Raw genomic sequence first — 17,675 nt, 5'->3', positions numbered from 1 at the left:
AGTACCTTCACAGTCACGCGCAGACCTACTGAACCGTTACATCCGTTTTACTTATTCCTAAACTTTTATGCCTATTACAGTCCCAGTTCCGCCGGTCCGCTCACTTTTCCGGTAATGGCGCTGGCTGCTGCCACTGCCGGGCTTGCCAGATAAATCTCAGAATCCACGTGTCCCATACGTCCAACGAAGTTACGGTTGGTCGTGGATACACATCTCTCGCCTTCTGCCAGGATACCCATATAACCGCCCAGGCACGGACCGCAGGTCGGAGTGCTGACAACGGCACCAGCCTCGATGAAGGTCTCTAAAAGTCCCTCTTTCATGGACTGTAAATAGATCGCCTGTGTCGCCGGAATCACGATGCAGCGCAGACCTTTTTTCACTTTTCTGCCCTTTAAGATCTCAGCTGCGATACGCATATCCTCGATACGTCCGTTCGTACAGGAGCCAATGACGACCTGATCGATCGCAATGTCACCCACCTCATCGATCGTTCTCGTATTCTCCGGAAGGTGCGGGAAGGATACAGTCGGCTTTAACTCGGATAAGTCTATGGTGTACTCTTCGTCATACTCTGCATCCGGATCTGCCTCATATACCTTGAAATCACGTTTAGAATGCTCTTTTAAGTACTCGATGGTCTTCTCATCAACCGGAAAGATACCGTTCTTGCCGCCTGCCTCGATCGCCATGTTGCAGATCGTGAAACGGTCATCCATGGAAAGGTTCTTGATGCCCTCGCCGACAAACTCCATAGAACGGTACAGCGCGCCATCTACGCCGATCATACCGATAATGTGAAGAATGACATCTTTACCACTGACCCATTTTGCCGGTTTGCCGATCAGGTTGAACTTGATCGCGGACGGTACCTTGAACCAAGCCTTACCGGTTACCATGCCAGCTGCCATATCGGTACTGCCGACACCTGTAGAGAATACGCCAAGTGCGCCGTATGTACAGGTATGGGAATCCGCACCGATGACTGCGTCACCTGCTACAACCAGACCTTTTTCCGGAAGGAGTGCATGCTCGATTCCCATCTCTCCTACGTCAAAATAGTTGGTGATATCATGACGACAGGCAAATTCACGACAGCATTTGCAGTTTTCCGCCGACTTGATATCCTTATTCGGGATAAAATGATCCATAACCAGCGCAATTTTGTCATGATTGAATACCGTCTGGTTGTCCATCTTCTTCATCTCATTGACCGCTACCGGCGTTGTGATATCATTTCCAAGAACCAGATCCAGATCTGCTTCGATCAACTGTCCTGCTTTTACCTCTGCAAGACCCGCGTGCGCTGCCAGGATCTTCTGTGTCATTGTCATTCCCATGATTTATTTCCTCCTGCATATACATACTTGGTAACGGCTCCGATGCCCTTACTGTTATAGGAAAAAACTCTGTTCCAACGGTGCCGATGCCATCTTTTACTTTTTTATGTTTGTATTATAGCACCGGTTCTGTTATAATACAAATATATATTATTAATAGATACTATGAGTCGAAGTTATAGTGTCACTGTTCATGAGTAGGCACTTTTGGAACCGAAAGTGCCGTAAAAAAACGTGGTGGCAGCAGGAATTTGCCGTATTTAAATGCGAAGCCGCGGCAAATTCCGTTACTGGGCACGTATGCGTGAACAGTAACTTTATAGATATAAAGGAGTATTATGGAACAACATTTAACCCAGTACCGTATTTTCTACGCCGTTGCACGCGCCGGTAATATTTCCCGTGCCGCCAAGGAACTTTTTATCAGTCAGCCCGCGATCAGCAAATCAATCAGCAAGCTGGAAGAAAGCCTCGGCATGGCACTTTTTATCCGCAATTCCCGCGGTGTCTCCCTGACCGCAGAGGGACAGGTCTTATTTCAGCATGTGGAAGCCGCCTTTGAAGCACTGGAGCGCGGTGAAAATGAGCTGAAACAGATCCAGAACCTCCACATCGGACAGCTCAAGATCGGCGTCAGCAACACGCTGTGCAAATATATTCTTCTTCCTTATTTAAAGGGATTTATCGCGCAGTACCCGCATGTCCGCATTTTGATTGAAAGTCAGGACACTGCACGCACAATCTCGATGCTGGAACAGCAGAAACTCGACATCGGTCTGATCGCCGAGCCGAAAAACCGCCGCAGCCTTTCATTTCTCCCAGTCATGCGAATCGAGGACACCTTTGTCTGTACCCGGTCGTATCTGGAAAATCTGCGGATCCGCGAAGGTGCCGATGTCGATCCATTCGAATCCGGGACAATCCTGCTGCTCGACCGCAGCAATATGACGCGCACGCACATTGACGCGTACTTTGCAGAGCACGGAATTGAACCGAAGCAGATTTTAGAGGCGACGACGATGGATCTTCTGATTGAATTTGCCAAAACGGGACTCGGAATCGGATGTGTGATCCGCGAGTTCGTGCGGGAAGAATTAAAGGATGGTTCGCTGATCGAACTCCCGCTGGAAGTGCCAATCCGAAACCGAACGATTGGATTTGCTTATCATCCGACGGCGATGACGCGGACGATGAATGATTTTGTGCAATTTTGTTCGGAATGATGAAATAATTGGCAACACGGACGCCATTTCCTATGAAACGAAAAAGTCCGGCGCATGGCGGTCAAGCTGCCATATGCCGGACTTTTTCTGTTTAGTTCCTGTTTTTATCAATTTTCGTAACTGTTCAGTACCTTCACAGTCACGCGCAAAAATTCATTAAAAATTGCCTGCGGCAATGGAATTTTTGCCTGCTGGCCCATGTTTTCGTACGGTCAGCGCAGTAAATGCGCAGACCTACTGAGCAGTTACCGATTTTCTTTTAAAATATTCTTCGCACATTTCCACACACATGGAAATATTTTCCCATCTACCAGCCAGACATACACTTTCGAACAAATTCCTATTAAAATACAGCTCAGAACCAGATTCACCCCGATCGCCAGCTTCTCTCCCGCCTCAGAATAAATGCTATAAAACCAACAGGAAAAGCTGGCAATCACAAGCCAGTGTGTCAGGAAGATTCCCATGCTATACTCGCCAATCCACAGAATAATTTTTTTGAGGGTCTCCGGGAGCCAAGTCTCCAGACCGCCGAGCCAGAAGAGACGGAAGCCTAAAATCATCAGGAATGCAGCAACATGACCATAGAATTCCATGGTTCCGAGTCCACCTGGAAATCCATGCGCTCCCAATGTGGTTCCGATCCAGAAAGATTTTCGGACGAACCAGATGCTGAAAATCCAGAGGGCAGCACCAAAGATGCCATATTTTCCTTCTCCATCTTTAAGCAGATTCTCTTTTCGCTCTCTTTCTTTCATGGACTTCTCAACTGCCCGCATCAGCAGACAGATCCCATTTCCCAGAAGCAGGCATATATAAAAGCTGTTCATTCCGATCAGCACTGCCGCGACACCTGCCAGAATCAGGATTTTCTGGCGGGTTCCTACTTCCCGGAGGGCGGATGAAAGTACAAGAGTCAGAATACTTCCCATGAAAGTGTAGGTCAGCATCCAGGATGGACCATAGTACGTTGAATCCGCCTTGAAGATTGTATCAAACCAGGCATAGCGGATCGCCTTCAGACCGCCTGGCAGATAGCTGTAAAAGTTGCTCAGCCACTCATTTTCCAGGCGCGGCGCAACCCGCACCGTGTAGAAGAGACCGCCCCGGTAAAATAGATATGCCAGCAGAAAGGTGACCGTCAGCGGGCAGGTCAGTTTCAGATAGCGGCGCAGGATCTCCGAGCTCCACGAAGTAAACCGCCCGGAATATACCTTATCGGCTATCAGCATTCCGCTGATCATCAAAAAAAGACTAACCCCGAAGGTTCCATAGCGGAACAGGGGAAGCGGTCCTATTTCCATCAGCGCATTTACCTTATTGCTGCCCCAGCTCCCGAATGTACCGAACCAGTGACTTCCAAAAACCGCCAGACAGGCGTATGCCTTGATTATATTTACGTCATCATAGCGTTTCATCCGCGTTTCCTTTCTCATTCATGTAAAAAAATGTGCCTTTTTTGTGTAATAGAACATTCCAAAGAATTTCCTATTACACAAAAAACAGGACCGCTGCAAACCTGCAGCAGCCCTGTATAAGATTTCCTATATTCGAAAAACGATTAGTTGTTGATCAGCTTATCGTTCTCGTTGTTCCAGCTGTAAAGCTTACGGATCTCTGCGCCGACTTTCTCAGACGGATGCTCGGAAGCAAGCTTTCTCATAGCCTGGAAGTGTACCTGACGACCTGCCGGGGACATATCCAGTAAGAACTCTTTTGCAAAGGTACCGTCCTGGATATCGGACAGAATTTTCTTCATAGCTTTCTTTGTCTCAGCGGTAACGATCTTCGGTCCGGTTACATAATCGCCGTACTCAGCTGTGTTGGAGATGGAGTATCTCATACCAGCGAAACCAGACTGATAAATCAGGTCTACGATCAGCTTCATCTCGTGGATACACTCGAAGTAAGCATTTCTCGGGTCATAACCAGCCTCACACAGAGTCTCGAAACCAGCCTGCATCAGAGCACAAACACCGCCACAAAGAACTGCCTGCTCACCGAAGAGGTCTGTCTCAGTCTCGGTACGGAATGTAGTCTCCAGAAGACCTGCTCTAGCGCCGCCGATGCCAAGACCATAAGCCAGTGCACGGTCAAGTGCTTTGCCTGTGTAATCCTGCTCTACTGCTACCAGACACGGTGTACCCTTACCAGCCTGATACTCACTTCTTACAGTGTGACCCGGTGCCTTCGGAGCGATCATGGTTACATCGACATTCTTCGGCGGTTTGATGCATCCGAAGTGGATGTTAAAGCCATGAGCGAACATAAGCATGTTGCCCTCTTCCAGGTTTGGCTCGATGTCTTTCTTGTACATATCTGCCTGAAGCTCATCGTTGATCAGGATCATGATGATATCAGCCTGTTTTGCAGCCTCTGCTGCGGTGTATACTTTAAATCCCTGTGCCTCTGCTTTTGCCCAAGACTTGCTGCCCTTGTAAAGACCGATGATAACATCGCATCCGGACTCTTTTAAGTTCAGGGCATGTGCATGACCCTGGCTGCCGTAACCGATAATAGCAATCTTCTGTCCTTCTAATAAGGATAAATTACAATCTTCCTGATAGTAAATCTTTGCTGCCATTTTTCATTTCCTCCTTGGATCTAACAAAAATAAAATAAATTTATTATAAAGCATAGACCGGCGCCTCTCTGTGCGTCTTTGGACCAGACTTTGTAAACCTGTTGAATGCCTTGTATCCAGTCTATCGACTGATGTACTATGGCAGATAGCGGATATCATCCGCACCTCTGGAAAGACCGGTAAGACCTGTTCTGGCTAATTCCAGAATCTCATAATCTTCCAGAAGATTAATCAGCGCGTCCTGTTTGGACTGGTCGCCTGTCAGCATAACAGTGACAGAATCTTTTCCCACATCGACAATCGACGCACGGAAAATCTCGGAAATCGCATTGATCGCCATCCGCTGGTTCGCATTTGCCCTCACCTTGACGAGCATCAGCTCACGATATACGGAATGACCTTCCCGCAGTTCCTTGATGTCGTGTACATCTTCCAGTTTTCCAAGCTGCTTCTGAATCTGCTCCAGAACCTGATGATCGCCCAGCGATACAACCGTCATACGGGAGTATCTCGGATCCGCGGTCACGCCAACTGTAAGACTTTCGATATTATATCCGCGGCGGCTGAAAAGTCCAGCCACACGGCTTAAAACGCCGGCAGTATTATCTACCAGCAATGATAACACAATTCTGCTCATGCAATCTTCCCACCTTGATCTTCTGTCTTGTTCGTATAGCCTTAATGATAGCAACCAATTCTCAGTTTGTCAACTAATTAAAAGGAATGCTTTGTATTCCTCAGAGATATATCATTACTGTTCACGCATACGTGCCCAGTAACGGAATTTGCCGTGGCTCCGCATTTAAATACGGCAAATTCCTGCTGCCACCATGTTTTCTTACGGCACTTTCGGTTCCAAAAGTGCCTACCTGTGTACATTAACGATATATCAACACATCATTTCTGGTGTTCCTGCCACTTTTTCTCCCAGTCCGGACCGTATTTAAAATACATCTTCATCTCGGTTCCGACACTGATGAGGCGTGCATCGTCCGGGATCTCCTCACGCGTATACCAGCCTGCCTCAGAAAGCTCGTCCTCCTGCAGCCGGATCTTATCGTCCCCATCCAGTTCTGCAAAAAATCCGATCATCTCCGTATCAGTAAATGCCCACGGCTGACTCTTGAAATAGCGGATATTTTTAACTTTCAGCCCGACTTCCTCCATCACTTCGCGGCGGACGGTCTCTTCAAATGTCTCTCCGATCTCGACAAATCCAGCGATCAGCGCATACCCACGGTAGGTACTGTGGTTGACGCGGTAGCGCGACATAAGAAGTTTGTTCCCGTTCGTGATCGCCACGATGACTGCCGGGGAGATCTTTGGATATTCCGTCTGACCGCAGACCGGGCAGACGAGTGCCCGCTCGGTCCGGCTGTCCTGCGTCTTTGCCCCACAGCGTCCGCAAAACTGACGGCTCTGTCTCCAGCGCCACAGCTGCACCGCCGTGATCGCTGCAAATGCCTGGTGCATCGGCTCCATCGCACGGATGTCGGTTGACGTTTTCCATGCATAGCAAAGCTGCTCCGGCTCTTTTTCTGCCCCTTCCAGTGCACCAGAAGCCATCTTCCCAGCTTCCATATGATTTTTGTCTGAAACAGGCATCTGACCAGCACCTTCTTTTAGCTTTGCCAGAATCTCTTCCGCTTCTTTCTCCGGCACACTGACCAGAAAATACGGCTTCTCATCAACCGAAAAGAGATAAACCGCCCGATCCATCAGTTCCGGAACTGCCGCCTCAATCTCCTCCCGGCGCGGGATAGTAAGCACATGTTCCTCCACGGTCTCACGCAGAAGAATCCGGCTTTTCTGGATGCAGAAGACGTAGTCCTGTGCTCCAGGTTTCTGAATGTGGTATGTATTGTCATAGCGATGTGGTGCGATATCCTGTATCATAACTTTATCTCTCTATCCTTTTATTCTCTAAAACTTGTGTAACCGTTATTCCCATACTGTGTAACAATGTATAACGGCTGTACTCGCAGACATTCTTTGTAATCTTTCTGCAAGTCATTTCATTTTACTCTTTTTAATAAAAAAATACAATCCCCGATTCGCCCCAAGCTTACAACCGTCCCACAAAATTCTCATATCCAAACGCCCGCACCACTTCCGCTGTCCCATCTTCATGCCGGTATACGATCGACGGAAGCGGCATTCCATTAAAGGTATTATTTTTGACCATCGTATAGAGTGCCATATCGCCAAACACCAGCCGCCCGCCCTCTTTTAGCGGTGCATCAAACGAATAATCCCCGATGCAGTCTCCCGAAAGACAGGTTGGTCCGCCCAGGCGGAACGTATACGGCTTTTCGCCCGCTTCTCCCGCTCCGATAAGCGGCGGACGGTACGGCATTTCCAACACATCCGGCATATGACAGGCCGCCGAGGTATCCAGAATTGCAATCTGCATGCCGTTTTCCATCGTCTCCAGCACGGAAGTCACAAGAAATCCCGCGTTTAAGACAACTGCCTCGCCCGGTTCCAGGTATACTTCTACCCCATATTTTTCGCGCAGCCCGCACACCAGACGGATCAGGCGTTCCCGATCATAATCTTCTCTCGTAATGTGGTGTCCGCCGCCCAGGTTCAGCCATTTTACCTTTGAAAACCAGGCTCCAAACTTCTCCTCCGCTGCCCGCAGCGTCGTCTCCAGGTCATCTGAATTCTGCTCGCAGAGCGTATGCATATGAAATCCATTCAGATACGGAAGGATAGTTTCTTCAAAGTTTCCCGCCTCCGAAAGCATCGAAAGAGTCGTCCCCATGCGGGATCCCGGCGCACACGGATCATAGATCGCGTGACCCTCCTGCGTGGAACACTCCGGGTTCAGCCGGAGTCCCGCCTGTTTTCCGGCTTTTTTTACTTTTTCACCATATTTCAGCACCTGCCCCGGCGTATTAAAAACGATGTGGTCGGCATAATTTAAAATCTCATCAAACTCATCCGGGCGGTAGGCGGCAGAAAACACATGGGTCTCCCCGCCAAACTCCGTTTTTCCAAGTCGCGCCTCATAAAGCCCGCTCGCCGCGGTTCCCGACAGATACTGACGAATCAGCGGGTAGACCGAATACATGGAAAATGCTTTCTGTGCCAGCAGAATCCGGCATCCAGCCCGCTCTGCCGTATCTTTCAAAATTTCCAGATTTTTCTTTAAAAGCGTCTCATCCACCACATAAAATGGCGTGCGGATCGCCTCCGTGTCCCGGAGAACCCCAGCCGCCTCCCGTTCCTGCATCTGTTTTCCTTCCTTTCCTTCTCGCTTCCATCTTCCCTGTCCATTCTCTTCCTGCGCCTAAAAAACGCAAAATAAAACCAGTTTCTTACATGGAGGCATTTTTATCTTAATCCACCAGTGCCGGATCCCAGGATTCCTTCCACGGAAGTCCCCATTTATTTAACGCATCCATAAATGGATCCGGATCAAATTCTTCAATATTATAAACGCCCGGTTTCTGCCAGGTTCCATTCATCACCAGCATCGCACCGATCATCGCCGGTACACCGGTTGTATAGGAGATCGCCTGGGAACCAACCTCTTTGTAGCACTCCTGATGATCACAGATATTATATAAGTAATACTTCTTCTCTTTTCCATCCTTCTTACCCTGGAAAATGCATCCGATATTCGTTTTTCCAACAGTACGAGGACCAAGGGATGCCGGATCCGGAAGCACTGCCTTTAAGAACTGCAGCGGTACGATCTCTTTTCCTTCGTACATAATCGGCTCGATCGAAGTCATGCCGACGTTCTCCAGACACTTTAAATGGGTCAGGTAACTCTGACCGAAGGTCATGAAGAAGCGGATCCGCTTGATTCCCGGCATATTGAGCGCCAACGATTCGATCTCCTCATGGTGAAGCAGGTACATATCCTTCATGCCGACGCCGTCAAAATCATACTCTCTCTTGATCTCCATCGGTTTCGTCTCTACCCAGTGTCCATCTTCCCAGTAAGAACCGTTTGCCGACACCTCCCGGATATTGATCTCCGGGTTAAAATTGGTTGCAAACGGATAGCCGTGATCGCCGCCGTTACAGTCCAGAATGTCGATGTAGTTGATTTCGTCAAATTCATGTTTCAGCGCATACGCCGAAAATACGCCGGTTACACCCGGATCAAAGCCGCTTCCCAGCAGTGCGGTAATGCCCGCCTCTTTAAATTTCTCACGGTATGCCCACTGCCATTTATACTCAAATTTTGCCGTGTCCTCCGGCTCATAGTTCGCAGTATCGATATAATGGGTCTTCGTCGCCAGGCAGGCATCCATGATCGTCAGATCCTGGTACGGAAGCGCCAGGTTCAGCACCACATCCGGGTTAAATTTCTCAATCAGGGCAATCAGCTCGTCCACGTTGTTTGCATCCACCTGTGCGGTCTGGATCTTTGTCTTGGTGGTTCCCTCTAATTTTTCTTTCAGCGCATCGCATTTGGACTTCGTCCGGCTTGCAATGCAGATCTCCTCAAATGCCTCGCTGTTCTGGCAGCACTTGTGAATTGCTACGGAAGCTACGCCTCCACATCCGATAATTAACGCTTTTCCCATCTTTTTTCCTCCTGTATTCTGAAATGTACTCTGTTTTTGTTCCATTTTATAATCCAAATTTCACATTTGCTTTTGTTCAAACACTTTTCAGTTCATGTCTCAAACACACACTTTTATTTGATGATACCAGGGTCAAAAGGTCAGAAGTTCGACGCAAGCTTGCTTGCAGGAGAATTTTTGACCTTGGAACCCGCCAAAAACATTTCTTACCTAATCTTTGGATTTCCCAGCAGCGCCAGCAGCATCTCCCTTACAATCTTGCACGCCACCGCCGTCGATGCACCGGACGCATCCAGCGCCGGGGATAATTCATTCACATCACATCCAACAATCCGTGCCGTGCTGCAGATCTGCGTGACTGCCCGTCGAAGTTCCTCAAAACTGATTCCGCCCGGTTCCGGCGTTCCTGTTCCCGGAAATACACTCGGATCCAGCACATCCAGATCCAGGGTAAAATACACCGGTTTTCCTTCCAGTTTCCGAAGCGTTTCCTGAAGGACTTCCATATCCACGATAAATGGATGCGTCGTCACGTGTTCTTTTCCCCAGCGCCATTCCTCCCGGTCGCCGGAGCGGATACCAAACTGCGTGATCCTGCCGTCTCCCAGGACTTCCCAGCAGCGGCGCAGCACACAGGCGTGGGAAAGTTTCGCGCCCAGATAATCGTCCCGCAGATCGGCGTGTGCATCAAAATGGATGATATGCAGATCCGGATATTTCTCTGCCAGTGCCTGCACCGGTGCCAGCGTCACCAGGTGCTCGCCGCCCAGCATAAATGGTATCTTGCCATCCCCGGCAACCTCCGCCGCCCGTTCCCGCAGATCCTTTAACGCCAACGATGCGTCACCAAAGCAGAGCTCCTGATCGCCCGCGTCAAACACGGCGTAATCGGTCAGATCACGGTCCTGGTACGGCGAATACGATTCCAGCCCATAGGATTCCGAGCGGATCGCCCGTGAGCCGAACCGGGTGCCCGGGCGGTACGAAGTGGTCGAGTCAAACGGCGCGCCGTAGAGCACGATCCCTGCCTTCTCATAGCTGGCGTCACACGCCAGAAACGTCTCAATATTTGCCTTCAACATCTTCTAACATCTCCTCCACATATGCCGGCAGGTAAAATGCCCCTTTATGCAGGGTCGTCGTATAATACCGGCAGTCCAGTCCCCGCAGGTTCCATCTTGTCTCATCCAAATTCTTTAACGGATGGTATTTCTTCGACGCAAATCCAAACAGCCAGTGCCCGGACGGGTAAGTCGGGATATGTGCCTGATAGACGCGGCTAATCGGAAATGACTCCACGATCCGCTTATGAGCCCGCTTGCACGCCTCCGCGTCTTCGGCATAAAACGGGCTTTCATGCTGATTGACCATGATGCCGTCCTCTTTTAATGCCTTATAGCAGTTCCCGTAAAATTCCCGGGTAAAAAGCCCCTCGCCCGGTCCAAACGGGTCGGTCGAATCCACGATGATCAGATCGTATTCATTTTCCTTAAAGCGGACATATTTCAGCCCATCCTCATAGTGGATCGAGAGTCTCGGATCATCGAGACGGCACGCTGTCTTTGGCAGATATTTCCGGCAGACCTCCAGCACCAGCGGGTCGATCTCCACCATGTCGATGTGCTCGATCTCCGGATAGCGGGTCAGCTCCCGGATCACGCCTCCATCCCCGGCTCCAATTACCAGTACCTTTTTGACCAACGGATGCACTGCCATCGGCACATGCGTGATCATTTCATGATAGATAAATTCATCCTTTTCCGTCAGCATCATATATCCATCCAAAGTCAGAAACCGCCCAAATTCCGGCGAGTCAAAGACATCGATCCGCTGAAACTCGCTCTTTCCGCTGTAAAGCTGGCGATCCACCCGGATGGAAAGTTTTACATTTGGCGTATGATTCTCTGAAAACCAGAAATTCATAATTTTCCCCTTTCTATCTACTGCTTATCTATTTCAGCACATTCAGGCGCTCAATCCCCGGATCCTCCGGTCCAGTCATTGAACATCCTTTTTCCAGCGCATACGCAATGTAGTCAATGATCTCTTCCGTGATCTGTTCGCCCGGCGTCAGAATCGGGATGCCCGGCGGATAGCACATGACAAACTCACTGCACACACGCCCGGCTGTCTCGCGAATCGGAAGGGATTCTTTTTCTCCATAAAATGCCTCCTGCGGCGACATCGCCACGATCGGGTCAATATAGTCAAAATCCATCAGCGTCGATTTATCCCGGCTGAACCGGCGCTTGATCTCCGCCAGTGCGCTGACCAGGCGCTCTACCTCCCGCTGCCGGTCACCGATGGACAGATATGCCAGAATATTTCCCAGATCACCAAATTCCGCCTGGATATCGTACTCGTCCCGGAGAAGATCATAAACCTCGATCCCCGCCAGCCCGATATCGCGCGTGTGAATTGAAAGTTTGGTCACATCGAAATCATAAATGCTGTCGCCGTTTACCAGCTCCTTCGAATAGGCATAATAACCGCCAATCCGGTTGATTTCTGTTCTCGCATACTCCGCCAGCTCCACCACCTGCTTAAATGCCTCACGCCCGCGAAGCGCCAGGTTCCGTCTGGAGATATCGAGGCTGGAAAGGAGCAGGTAGGAACCGCTCGTCGTCTGCGTCAGATTGATAATCTGGCGGACATACCCGGCGGACATACCCGGCCCCGTCAGAAGAATCGAGCTCTGCGTCAGGCTTCCACCCGATTTGTGCATCGAAACCGCCGCCATATCCGCCCCAGCTGCCATCGCGGAAACCGGCATATTTTCCCCGAAATAAAAATGGGTTCCATGTGCCTCATCAGCTAAACACAACATCCCATGCTCATGTGCCAGCTTTACGATCGAGCGCAGATCCGAACAAATGCCGTAATACGTCGGATTATTCACAAACACCGCCTTAGCATCTGGATTTTCCTTGATCGCCCGGCGCACATCTTCCACACGCATTCCAAGAGGAATCCCCAGTCTCTTATCACCCGCCGGATTCACATAGACCGGAACCGCGCCTCCAAGCACCATGGCGCCCATGACGCTGCGGTGGACATTTCGCGGCAATATAATCTTCTCGCCCCGCTTGACTGCCGTCAGCACCATGCTCTGAACCGCCGATGTCGTACCGCCGACCATCAGGAATGCGTGTGCCGCCCCGAATGCCTCAGCCGCCAGCTGCTCCGCATCCGCGATGACGGACACCGGATGGCAGAGGTTATCGAGCGGCTTCATGGAATTGACGTCCAGCCGCATGCAGGTCTCTCCTAAAAGTTTCGTCAGCTCCGGGTTGCCGCGCCCCCTCTTGTGCCCCGGCACATCAAACGGCACCACGCGCATCTTCTGAAATGCTTCCAGCGCCTCATAGATCGGCGCGCGCTCCTGGGTCAGCGCGTCATCTCTTCGACTGCCTCCCCCCGTTTCTTTCGGTCCTGAAGCTTCCTTTCTGCGCCGTGCACTCCGTCCGACGCCCGGCTCCAGATTCCTTCTCTCTTCTTCCATCTGCCGTCCCTCCTGAAAATCACTCATTCGTTTCTTCTATCGAATTTCCCTGGTTTTCGCGGTATTTTCCAGTCAAACCATTCTCTTTCCTCTCAAAAAGCATTTCTTTTAAAACACATTTCTTCCGCTGAAAATTTCAATCATCTCCCGCCGCAGGCTGTCCATAATACTGAGCCTGGTGGTCGGCGGAAGTTCATAGACATCTGTCTTAAACAGATAATTCTGCAGATCGATCTCTTTCAGCATCATCTTGGTATGGAACAGATTCGCCTCGTACACATTGATATCGACCACATCGTAGCGCCGCAGCGTTTCCTTGGAGATATAATCCTGAATTGAGCGGATCTCACGATCCATAAACAGCTTTTTTCCGTCCACATCCCGAGTGAACCCGCGCACCCGGTAGTCCATCGTGATGATGTCCGAATCAAACGAACCGATCAGATAATCGAGAGTCGAAAGCGGCGTGATCTCCCCGCAGGTCGCCACATCGATATCCACCCGGAAGGTCGCCAGACAGGTCTCCGGATGGTATTCCGGATAGGTATGGACGGTCACATGGCTCTTGTCCAGATGCGCCACCTGCGTCTCCCCCTGCACCGGCACCATAGAGCCTTCCGCAATCAGAAGCGTGACCGAAGCCCCCTGCGGATCGTAGTCCTGCTGGGAAATACTCAATACCCGCGCCCCGATCATATCTGTCAGCGACGTTAGGATCCGGGTCAGACGTTCCGAATTGTACTGCTGATCAATGTAGGCAATATAATCCTTCTGCTCCCTCGGTGTCTTGGCATAACAGACATCATAGATATTAAAGCTAAGCGCCTTTGTAAGGTTATTAAAGCCGTATAATTTTAATTTTTCGCTGTGATCCATATCTTCCTTCTCCTGAAATATAAATGGTGTTGATCATGTAATAGGAAATTCCAAGGAATTTCCTATTACACATAAAAAAGAATGTGCCTTGGCACATTCTCGCGCCGAGCGCGGTCGCTTGCGACATGTTTCTGCTTCGCGCGAGTGCGCATCCTCGCGGAGCGTTTTTTTCATAGGACGTAATTTCCTATGAAAAAAAGCGGATGACGTGTCTCCACATCATCCGCAAAACGTTCTTTTTCTGCTTCACTCTATTTTTACAAATCTGCCGTATAGCTACGAAATCTTCCCTTGTCTCTATTTACCGCATATACTGCAAAACCTTTTTATCCACAGAAATCTCACATTCAGAGTCTATATAGCAAATATCTACTTTTACCACTCTTATTGACCGTTTTACAAGTTGATGTGCATGAGCACTGGTTGTAAAGTAACCAACTTATAAAATTGAGCTTTTAACTCAATCAATAGGGCAGTTCGCACTGCCAATCGGCATTTGACCCGGCTGTCCGTATGGCCATTCCCTGTTTCACAGGTGGTCAGATATATTTGCATGGATGACTCTTAAAATGTTAAGATTTTCCATATCAGAGGTATCATACAGCAATTTTGGCAAAATGTCAAGAATGATTTTTATTTGGGTTGACATTTAAAAATTTTTACTTTTCTAACGGTACTTCTGTCCTCTTCCCACAAACCACAAACATCGCCACGCCCGCCGCAAAGATAAACAGTGAGATAAACTGTGAAGTTGATAGGGATCCGACCGATCCCCGGTTCAAATCCCCCCGGAAGAATTCCAGCACGAAGCGTCCCAGACTGTAGCAGATCAGATACAGGGATACCACCTGCCCCTGTTTTTTGCACTTTTTCGCCGCATAAAGAAGCAGCAGGCAGTGCAGAAAATCCAGACCGCTTGAGATGAGCTGGGTCGGAACCAGGGGAATGTTGTTCGGAGCAAAGTCCGAATCGTGGAACACGATCGCAAAATGGCTGTGGGTCGGCATACCGTAGCAGCAGCCAGCCAGAAAACAGCCGATCCGTCCAAAGCCCTGCGCGAGCGCAACCGACGGCATGACCAGATCTGCGTACTGGAAAAAGGAAATATGCTTGATCCGGCTCAGCACATAGCCGCCCAGCACGCCGCCGATGATGCCGCCATACACAACAAATCCATCGCTGATATCTAACAATTTCTTCGGGTTTGCCAGAATTTCGTCAAAGATTGTGACATAGTACAGAAGTTTTGCACCTAAAATTCCACATACAACACCGCAGATCGCGATCGAGAGGATCATATCGACATCCATCCCCCGCTTGTTTGCCCGGTACTCTGCCAGGTAATACGCAGCGATAATGCCGATGCCAATCATCAGACCGTAGCCGTGGATCGTGATGCTGCCGATTGTGAATAAGTCATTTTTCATGAAATACTTGTCCTCCGTTCTCTTCTTTCCTACAATTTCCTACAACGCATGAACATCCATATAATACTGATAATTTGGGAACTTATTCTGGAAGTGTTCTGCCATATAGTACGCCGCTTCTTTCGGGTTCCGGTTCTTGATTGCCTCGAAAATCTTCAGATGGCTCTCATAGAAATACATGCCGTCCGTCTGGCGGATCTGATCCGACACCAGATCCATGATGCTCGAATAAATCAGGCGGATCAGCTGGTTTCCAGAAAGGTTCACCACCCGGAAATGGAACAGGTTATTGTAATACTGGCGCGTCTTCAGATCGGCTCCGCCCGCAATCGCCTCTTTCATCGAATCCATCAGCGCCTGAAACTCCCCGCTCTCCTCTTCCGTGATCTTGGCGGCCGCAAGCGACGCCATCTGCACCTCCATGATATAGCGGAATTCCAGAATATCATCCATCTTGCCGTTTTTTAAGTAAAACTGCATTGCCAGCGGATTGATCACCTCGACCGTGTCCGCCGTAATATAATTGCCGTCTCCCTGACGGCTGCGGATAATCCCCAGCACTTCCAGCGCACTGATCGCCTGCTTGAGCGCCGGTCGCCCAACTCCGAGCATCTCGGCTAACTGGCGCTCCGGCGGAAGCCGGTCACCTTTTTTTAATTCGCCGTGCATGATCATTTCCTGGATCTGTGCGACTACCTTCTTATATACTGAAACATTTTCTTCGATTGGCTGAAACATTCTCAGTCTCCCTCCTGCTGATTTACGTTCCCTAACGCCTATCGATTATATCATTATTTATGTGAAAAAACAAATGTTAATAGATAGCAGACAACCTCCAGCACCGGCACAATCCAAAAAATACAAGCGCCTCCCTGTGCTACTCCCAACAGTCCCATCGGCGTTACAACATTGGAATGCCACGGGACCAGAAGACTCATGTATAAAGCGCCCAGAAAGAGCGAATGAATCATTTTCTCCCGTTTACAGCCTTTTTCATCATACACCGGCATCAGGCAGGAGACGGATATCACCAGGGAACACATCGCCGATGCTGAAAAAACATTTACTACAAAAGCAAATAAAATTGCTGCTATATTTCCTTTTTTCTCTGTATCTGCCCACTTAAACAACGGCTGCATCATGCATCGGATCGCCCCGCTTTTTTCAAGCATTCCAAACAAACTAAACGCTAAAAGGAACAAAAGAACCGTCCCAGCCATGCTGCTGATACCTCCGCTGTGAAAATAGGATCCTTGGTCCGGTCCATTCCATAAAACATTCAAAATTGTCTGCCATCGATATTTCTGGTAAAAAAATGCCACTGCCATCCCGGACACGCAGCCTGCCATCAACGCATGGATGGCGTTTTTTCTCATTAACATAAATATAAGAACCACTGCAGCCGGTATATACACGGGCATTCCCAGGCACATTTCCCCGAATATTTGAATCATTTTACTGCTTTCCTGTATCGATATTCCTGCCAGTTCTGCATTCTTCCATCCCGCATAAAAACAGCCTGCCAGACAAACGCATATAGTTGGAATGATACTATTTCGTTCTGCTTTCAAGGTTTTCGCCAGTTCTATTTCAACACTGGATGAAAGTAAATTCACAAAATCCGACATCGGAGAAATCCCATAGCCGCAAAATGCTCCGGCTATTATAACAGCTGCTGCTATTTTCTCTTCATATCCCATACTTGTTCCAATATTTAAAAATAGGATTCCCATGGTTCCACAGGAACTAAACACACTGCCAGTCAGAAAACTAAACAGAAAGCATCCTGCATACGCGGTGACCGGATACCATTCCGGACGAATCCACAAAATTCCTGTATACGTCAGTCCTGGAATCGTACCTGACAGATTCCATATTCCTGTCATCGCTCCTGCACATAAAAGAAAAAAGATAGGTGAAACTGCCCTTGTGCAAGAATGAACCATTGCTTCCTGAAGCTCATTCCAAGAATAAGAATTTGCTTCTAAAAACAGAATCACGTAGATCCATGCAAGAAAAAAGAATGCCTGCACCGGTACTTGGATTCCGCATACTGGAACTGCCAGAATCAGGAAAATTCCTCCCACCAAAGCTCCCGATCGTTTTTTATCTAATTTTTCCGCCCCCATCATTCCTCCTGTTTCTTTTTTCCACTGCAATGTTCAAATAACCCTTT

General features: G+C 49.1%; 15 protein-coding genes. 1 reads left to right on the top strand and 14 read right to left on the bottom strand.

Going from position 1 to position 17,675, the window contains the following annotated elements; all coding sequences use genetic code 11:
* Positions 1-74: 74 nt before the first annotated feature.
* The gene (leuC, locus tag DW931_RS06865) at positions 75-1,340 is read right to left on the bottom strand and encodes a 3-isopropylmalate dehydratase large subunit (RefSeq protein ID WP_118482036.1); all 1,266 of its coding nucleotides are present in this window, start codon (positions 1,338-1,340) and stop codon (positions 75-77) included.
* Between the two features lie 338 nt (positions 1,341-1,678).
* On the opposite strand from leuC, the gene DW931_RS06860 reads away from it, so the two are divergent.
* On the top strand, positions 1,679-2,563 hold the full coding sequence (locus tag DW931_RS06860) for a LysR family transcriptional regulator (protein WP_118472024.1): 885 nt from the start codon (positions 1,679-1,681) through the stop codon (positions 2,561-2,563).
* Between the two features lie 245 nt (positions 2,564-2,808).
* Here DW931_RS06860 and DW931_RS06855 read toward each other — a convergent pair whose 3' ends face one another.
* From DW931_RS06855 to DW931_RS06795, 13 genes are all read right to left on the bottom strand, one after another.
* The gene (locus tag DW931_RS06855; protein WP_118626932.1) at positions 2,809-3,999 is read right to left on the bottom strand and encodes an acyltransferase family protein; all 1,191 of its coding nucleotides are present in this window, start codon (positions 3,997-3,999) and stop codon (positions 2,809-2,811) included.
* A gap of 125 nt (positions 4,000-4,124) precedes the next feature.
* A complete protein-coding gene (gene ilvC, locus DW931_RS06850) occupies positions 4,125-5,147 on the bottom strand; it encodes a ketol-acid reductoisomerase (RefSeq protein WP_118482033.1) in 1,023 nt (340 codons plus the stop codon).
* Positions 5,148-5,283: 136 nt separating this feature from the next.
* Positions 5,284-5,784: an acetolactate synthase small subunit gene (gene ilvN / locus DW931_RS06845; RefSeq protein ID WP_022360536.1), complete on the bottom strand. Its 501-nt coding sequence runs from the start codon at positions 5,782-5,784 to the stop codon at positions 5,284-5,286.
* Between the two features lie 260 nt (positions 5,785-6,044).
* Positions 6,045-7,043 (bottom strand): NAD(+) diphosphatase, encoded by a 999-nt coding sequence (gene nudC, locus DW931_RS06840; protein WP_118472026.1) that lies wholly within the window; start codon positions 7,041-7,043, stop codon positions 6,045-6,047.
* Between the two features lie 169 nt (positions 7,044-7,212).
* Positions 7,213-8,385 carry a carboxynorspermidine decarboxylase gene (gene nspC, locus DW931_RS06835; protein ID WP_118482032.1) on the bottom strand — a complete coding sequence of 391 codons (1,173 nt, stop codon included), beginning with the start codon at positions 8,383-8,385 and terminating at the stop codon, positions 7,213-7,215.
* A gap of 106 nt (positions 8,386-8,491) precedes the next feature.
* The gene (locus DW931_RS06830) at positions 8,492-9,694 is read right to left on the bottom strand and encodes a saccharopine dehydrogenase family protein (protein ID WP_022360539.1); all 1,203 of its coding nucleotides are present in this window, start codon (positions 9,692-9,694) and stop codon (positions 8,492-8,494) included.
* Between the two features lie 206 nt (positions 9,695-9,900).
* Entirely contained in the window at positions 9,901-10,776 is an 876-nt protein-coding gene (speB, locus tag DW931_RS06825) for an agmatinase (protein WP_118626931.1), read from the bottom strand.
* Complete coding sequence (gene speE, locus DW931_RS06820; protein ID WP_118482031.1) at positions 10,757-11,617, bottom strand: polyamine aminopropyltransferase; 861 nt, start codon at positions 11,615-11,617, stop codon at positions 10,757-10,759. The genes speB and speE overlap by 20 nt, the downstream gene beginning before the upstream one ends.
* Before the next feature lie 28 nt (positions 11,618-11,645).
* Positions 11,646-13,223 carry an aminotransferase class I/II-fold pyridoxal phosphate-dependent enzyme gene (locus tag DW931_RS06815; RefSeq protein ID WP_270224102.1) on the bottom strand — a complete coding sequence of 526 codons (1,578 nt, stop codon included), beginning with the start codon at positions 13,221-13,223 and terminating at the stop codon, positions 11,646-11,648.
* 81 nt (positions 13,224-13,304) lie between these two features.
* Positions 13,305-14,072, bottom strand: a complete 768-nt coding sequence (speD, locus tag DW931_RS06810) for an adenosylmethionine decarboxylase (protein WP_118482030.1) — start codon at positions 14,070-14,072, stop codon at positions 13,305-13,307.
* A 659-nt stretch (positions 14,073-14,731) separates the two neighbouring features.
* Positions 14,732-15,499 (bottom strand): prolipoprotein diacylglyceryl transferase, encoded by a 768-nt coding sequence (locus tag DW931_RS06805; protein ID WP_117796442.1) that lies wholly within the window; start codon positions 15,497-15,499, stop codon positions 14,732-14,734.
* Positions 15,500-15,538: 39 nt separating this feature from the next.
* Positions 15,539-16,237, bottom strand: a complete 699-nt coding sequence (locus tag DW931_RS06800; protein WP_118482029.1) for a FadR/GntR family transcriptional regulator — start codon at positions 16,235-16,237, stop codon at positions 15,539-15,541.
* Positions 16,238-16,290: 53 nt separating this feature from the next.
* Complete coding sequence (locus DW931_RS06795) at positions 16,291-17,628, bottom strand: Na+/H+ antiporter NhaC family protein (RefSeq protein WP_243022806.1); 1,338 nt, start codon at positions 17,626-17,628, stop codon at positions 16,291-16,293.
* Positions 17,629-17,675: the final 47 nt, after the last annotated feature.

It is taken from the genome of Clostridium sp. AM43-3BH (genome assembly GCF_003479985.1).
In the GTDB taxonomy this organism is placed as follows: domain Bacteria; phylum Bacillota; class Clostridia; order Lachnospirales; family Lachnospiraceae; genus Otoolea; species Otoolea fessa.
This window is presented reverse-complemented; position numbering and strand designations above follow the sequence as displayed.

Bases quoted from the DNA above. Each gene is read 5' to 3' on its own strand.
- DW931_RS06800 (WP_118482029.1), bottom strand. From the start codon at position 16,237: ATGTTTCAGCCAATCGAAGAAAATGTTTCAGTATATAAGAAGGTAGTC.
- DW931_RS06805 (WP_117796442.1), bottom strand. From the start codon at position 15,499: ATGAAAAATGACTTATTCACAATCGGCAGCATCACGATCCACGGCTAC.
- leuC (WP_118482036.1), bottom strand. From the start codon at position 1,340: ATGGGAATGACAATGACACAGAAGATCCTGGCAGCGCACGCGGGTCTT.
- DW931_RS06860 (WP_118472024.1), top strand. From the start codon at position 1,679: ATGGAACAACATTTAACCCAGTACCGTATTTTCTACGCCGTTGCACGC.
- DW931_RS06830 (WP_022360539.1), bottom strand. From the start codon at position 9,694: ATGGGAAAAGCGTTAATTATCGGATGTGGAGGCGTAGCTTCCGTAGCA.
- ilvC (WP_118482033.1), bottom strand. From the start codon at position 5,147: ATGGCAGCAAAGATTTACTATCAGGAAGATTGTAATTTATCCTTATTA.
- nspC (WP_118482032.1), bottom strand. From the start codon at position 8,385: ATGCAGGAACGGGAGGCGGCTGGGGTTCTCCGGGACACGGAGGCGATC.
- speE (WP_118482031.1), bottom strand. From the start codon at position 11,617: ATGAATTTCTGGTTTTCAGAGAATCATACGCCAAATGTAAAACTTTCC.
- ilvN (WP_022360536.1), bottom strand. From the start codon at position 5,784: ATGAGCAGAATTGTGTTATCATTGCTGGTAGATAATACTGCCGGCGTT.
- nudC (WP_118472026.1), bottom strand. From the start codon at position 7,043: ATGATACAGGATATCGCACCACATCGCTATGACAATACATACCACATT.
- speD (WP_118482030.1), bottom strand. From the start codon at position 14,072: ATGGATCACAGCGAAAAATTAAAATTATACGGCTTTAATAACCTTACA.
- DW931_RS06855 (WP_118626932.1), bottom strand. From the start codon at position 3,999: ATGAGAAAGGAAACGCGGATGAAACGCTATGATGACGTAAATATAATC.
- DW931_RS06815 (WP_270224102.1), bottom strand. From the start codon at position 13,223: ATGAGTGATTTTCAGGAGGGACGGCAGATGGAAGAAGAGAGAAGGAAT.
- speB (WP_118626931.1), bottom strand. From the start codon at position 10,776: ATGTTGAAGGCAAATATTGAGACGTTTCTGGCGTGTGACGCCAGCTAT.
- DW931_RS06795 (WP_243022806.1), bottom strand. From the start codon at position 17,628: ATGGGGGCGGAAAAATTAGATAAAAAACGATCGGGAGCTTTGGTGGGA.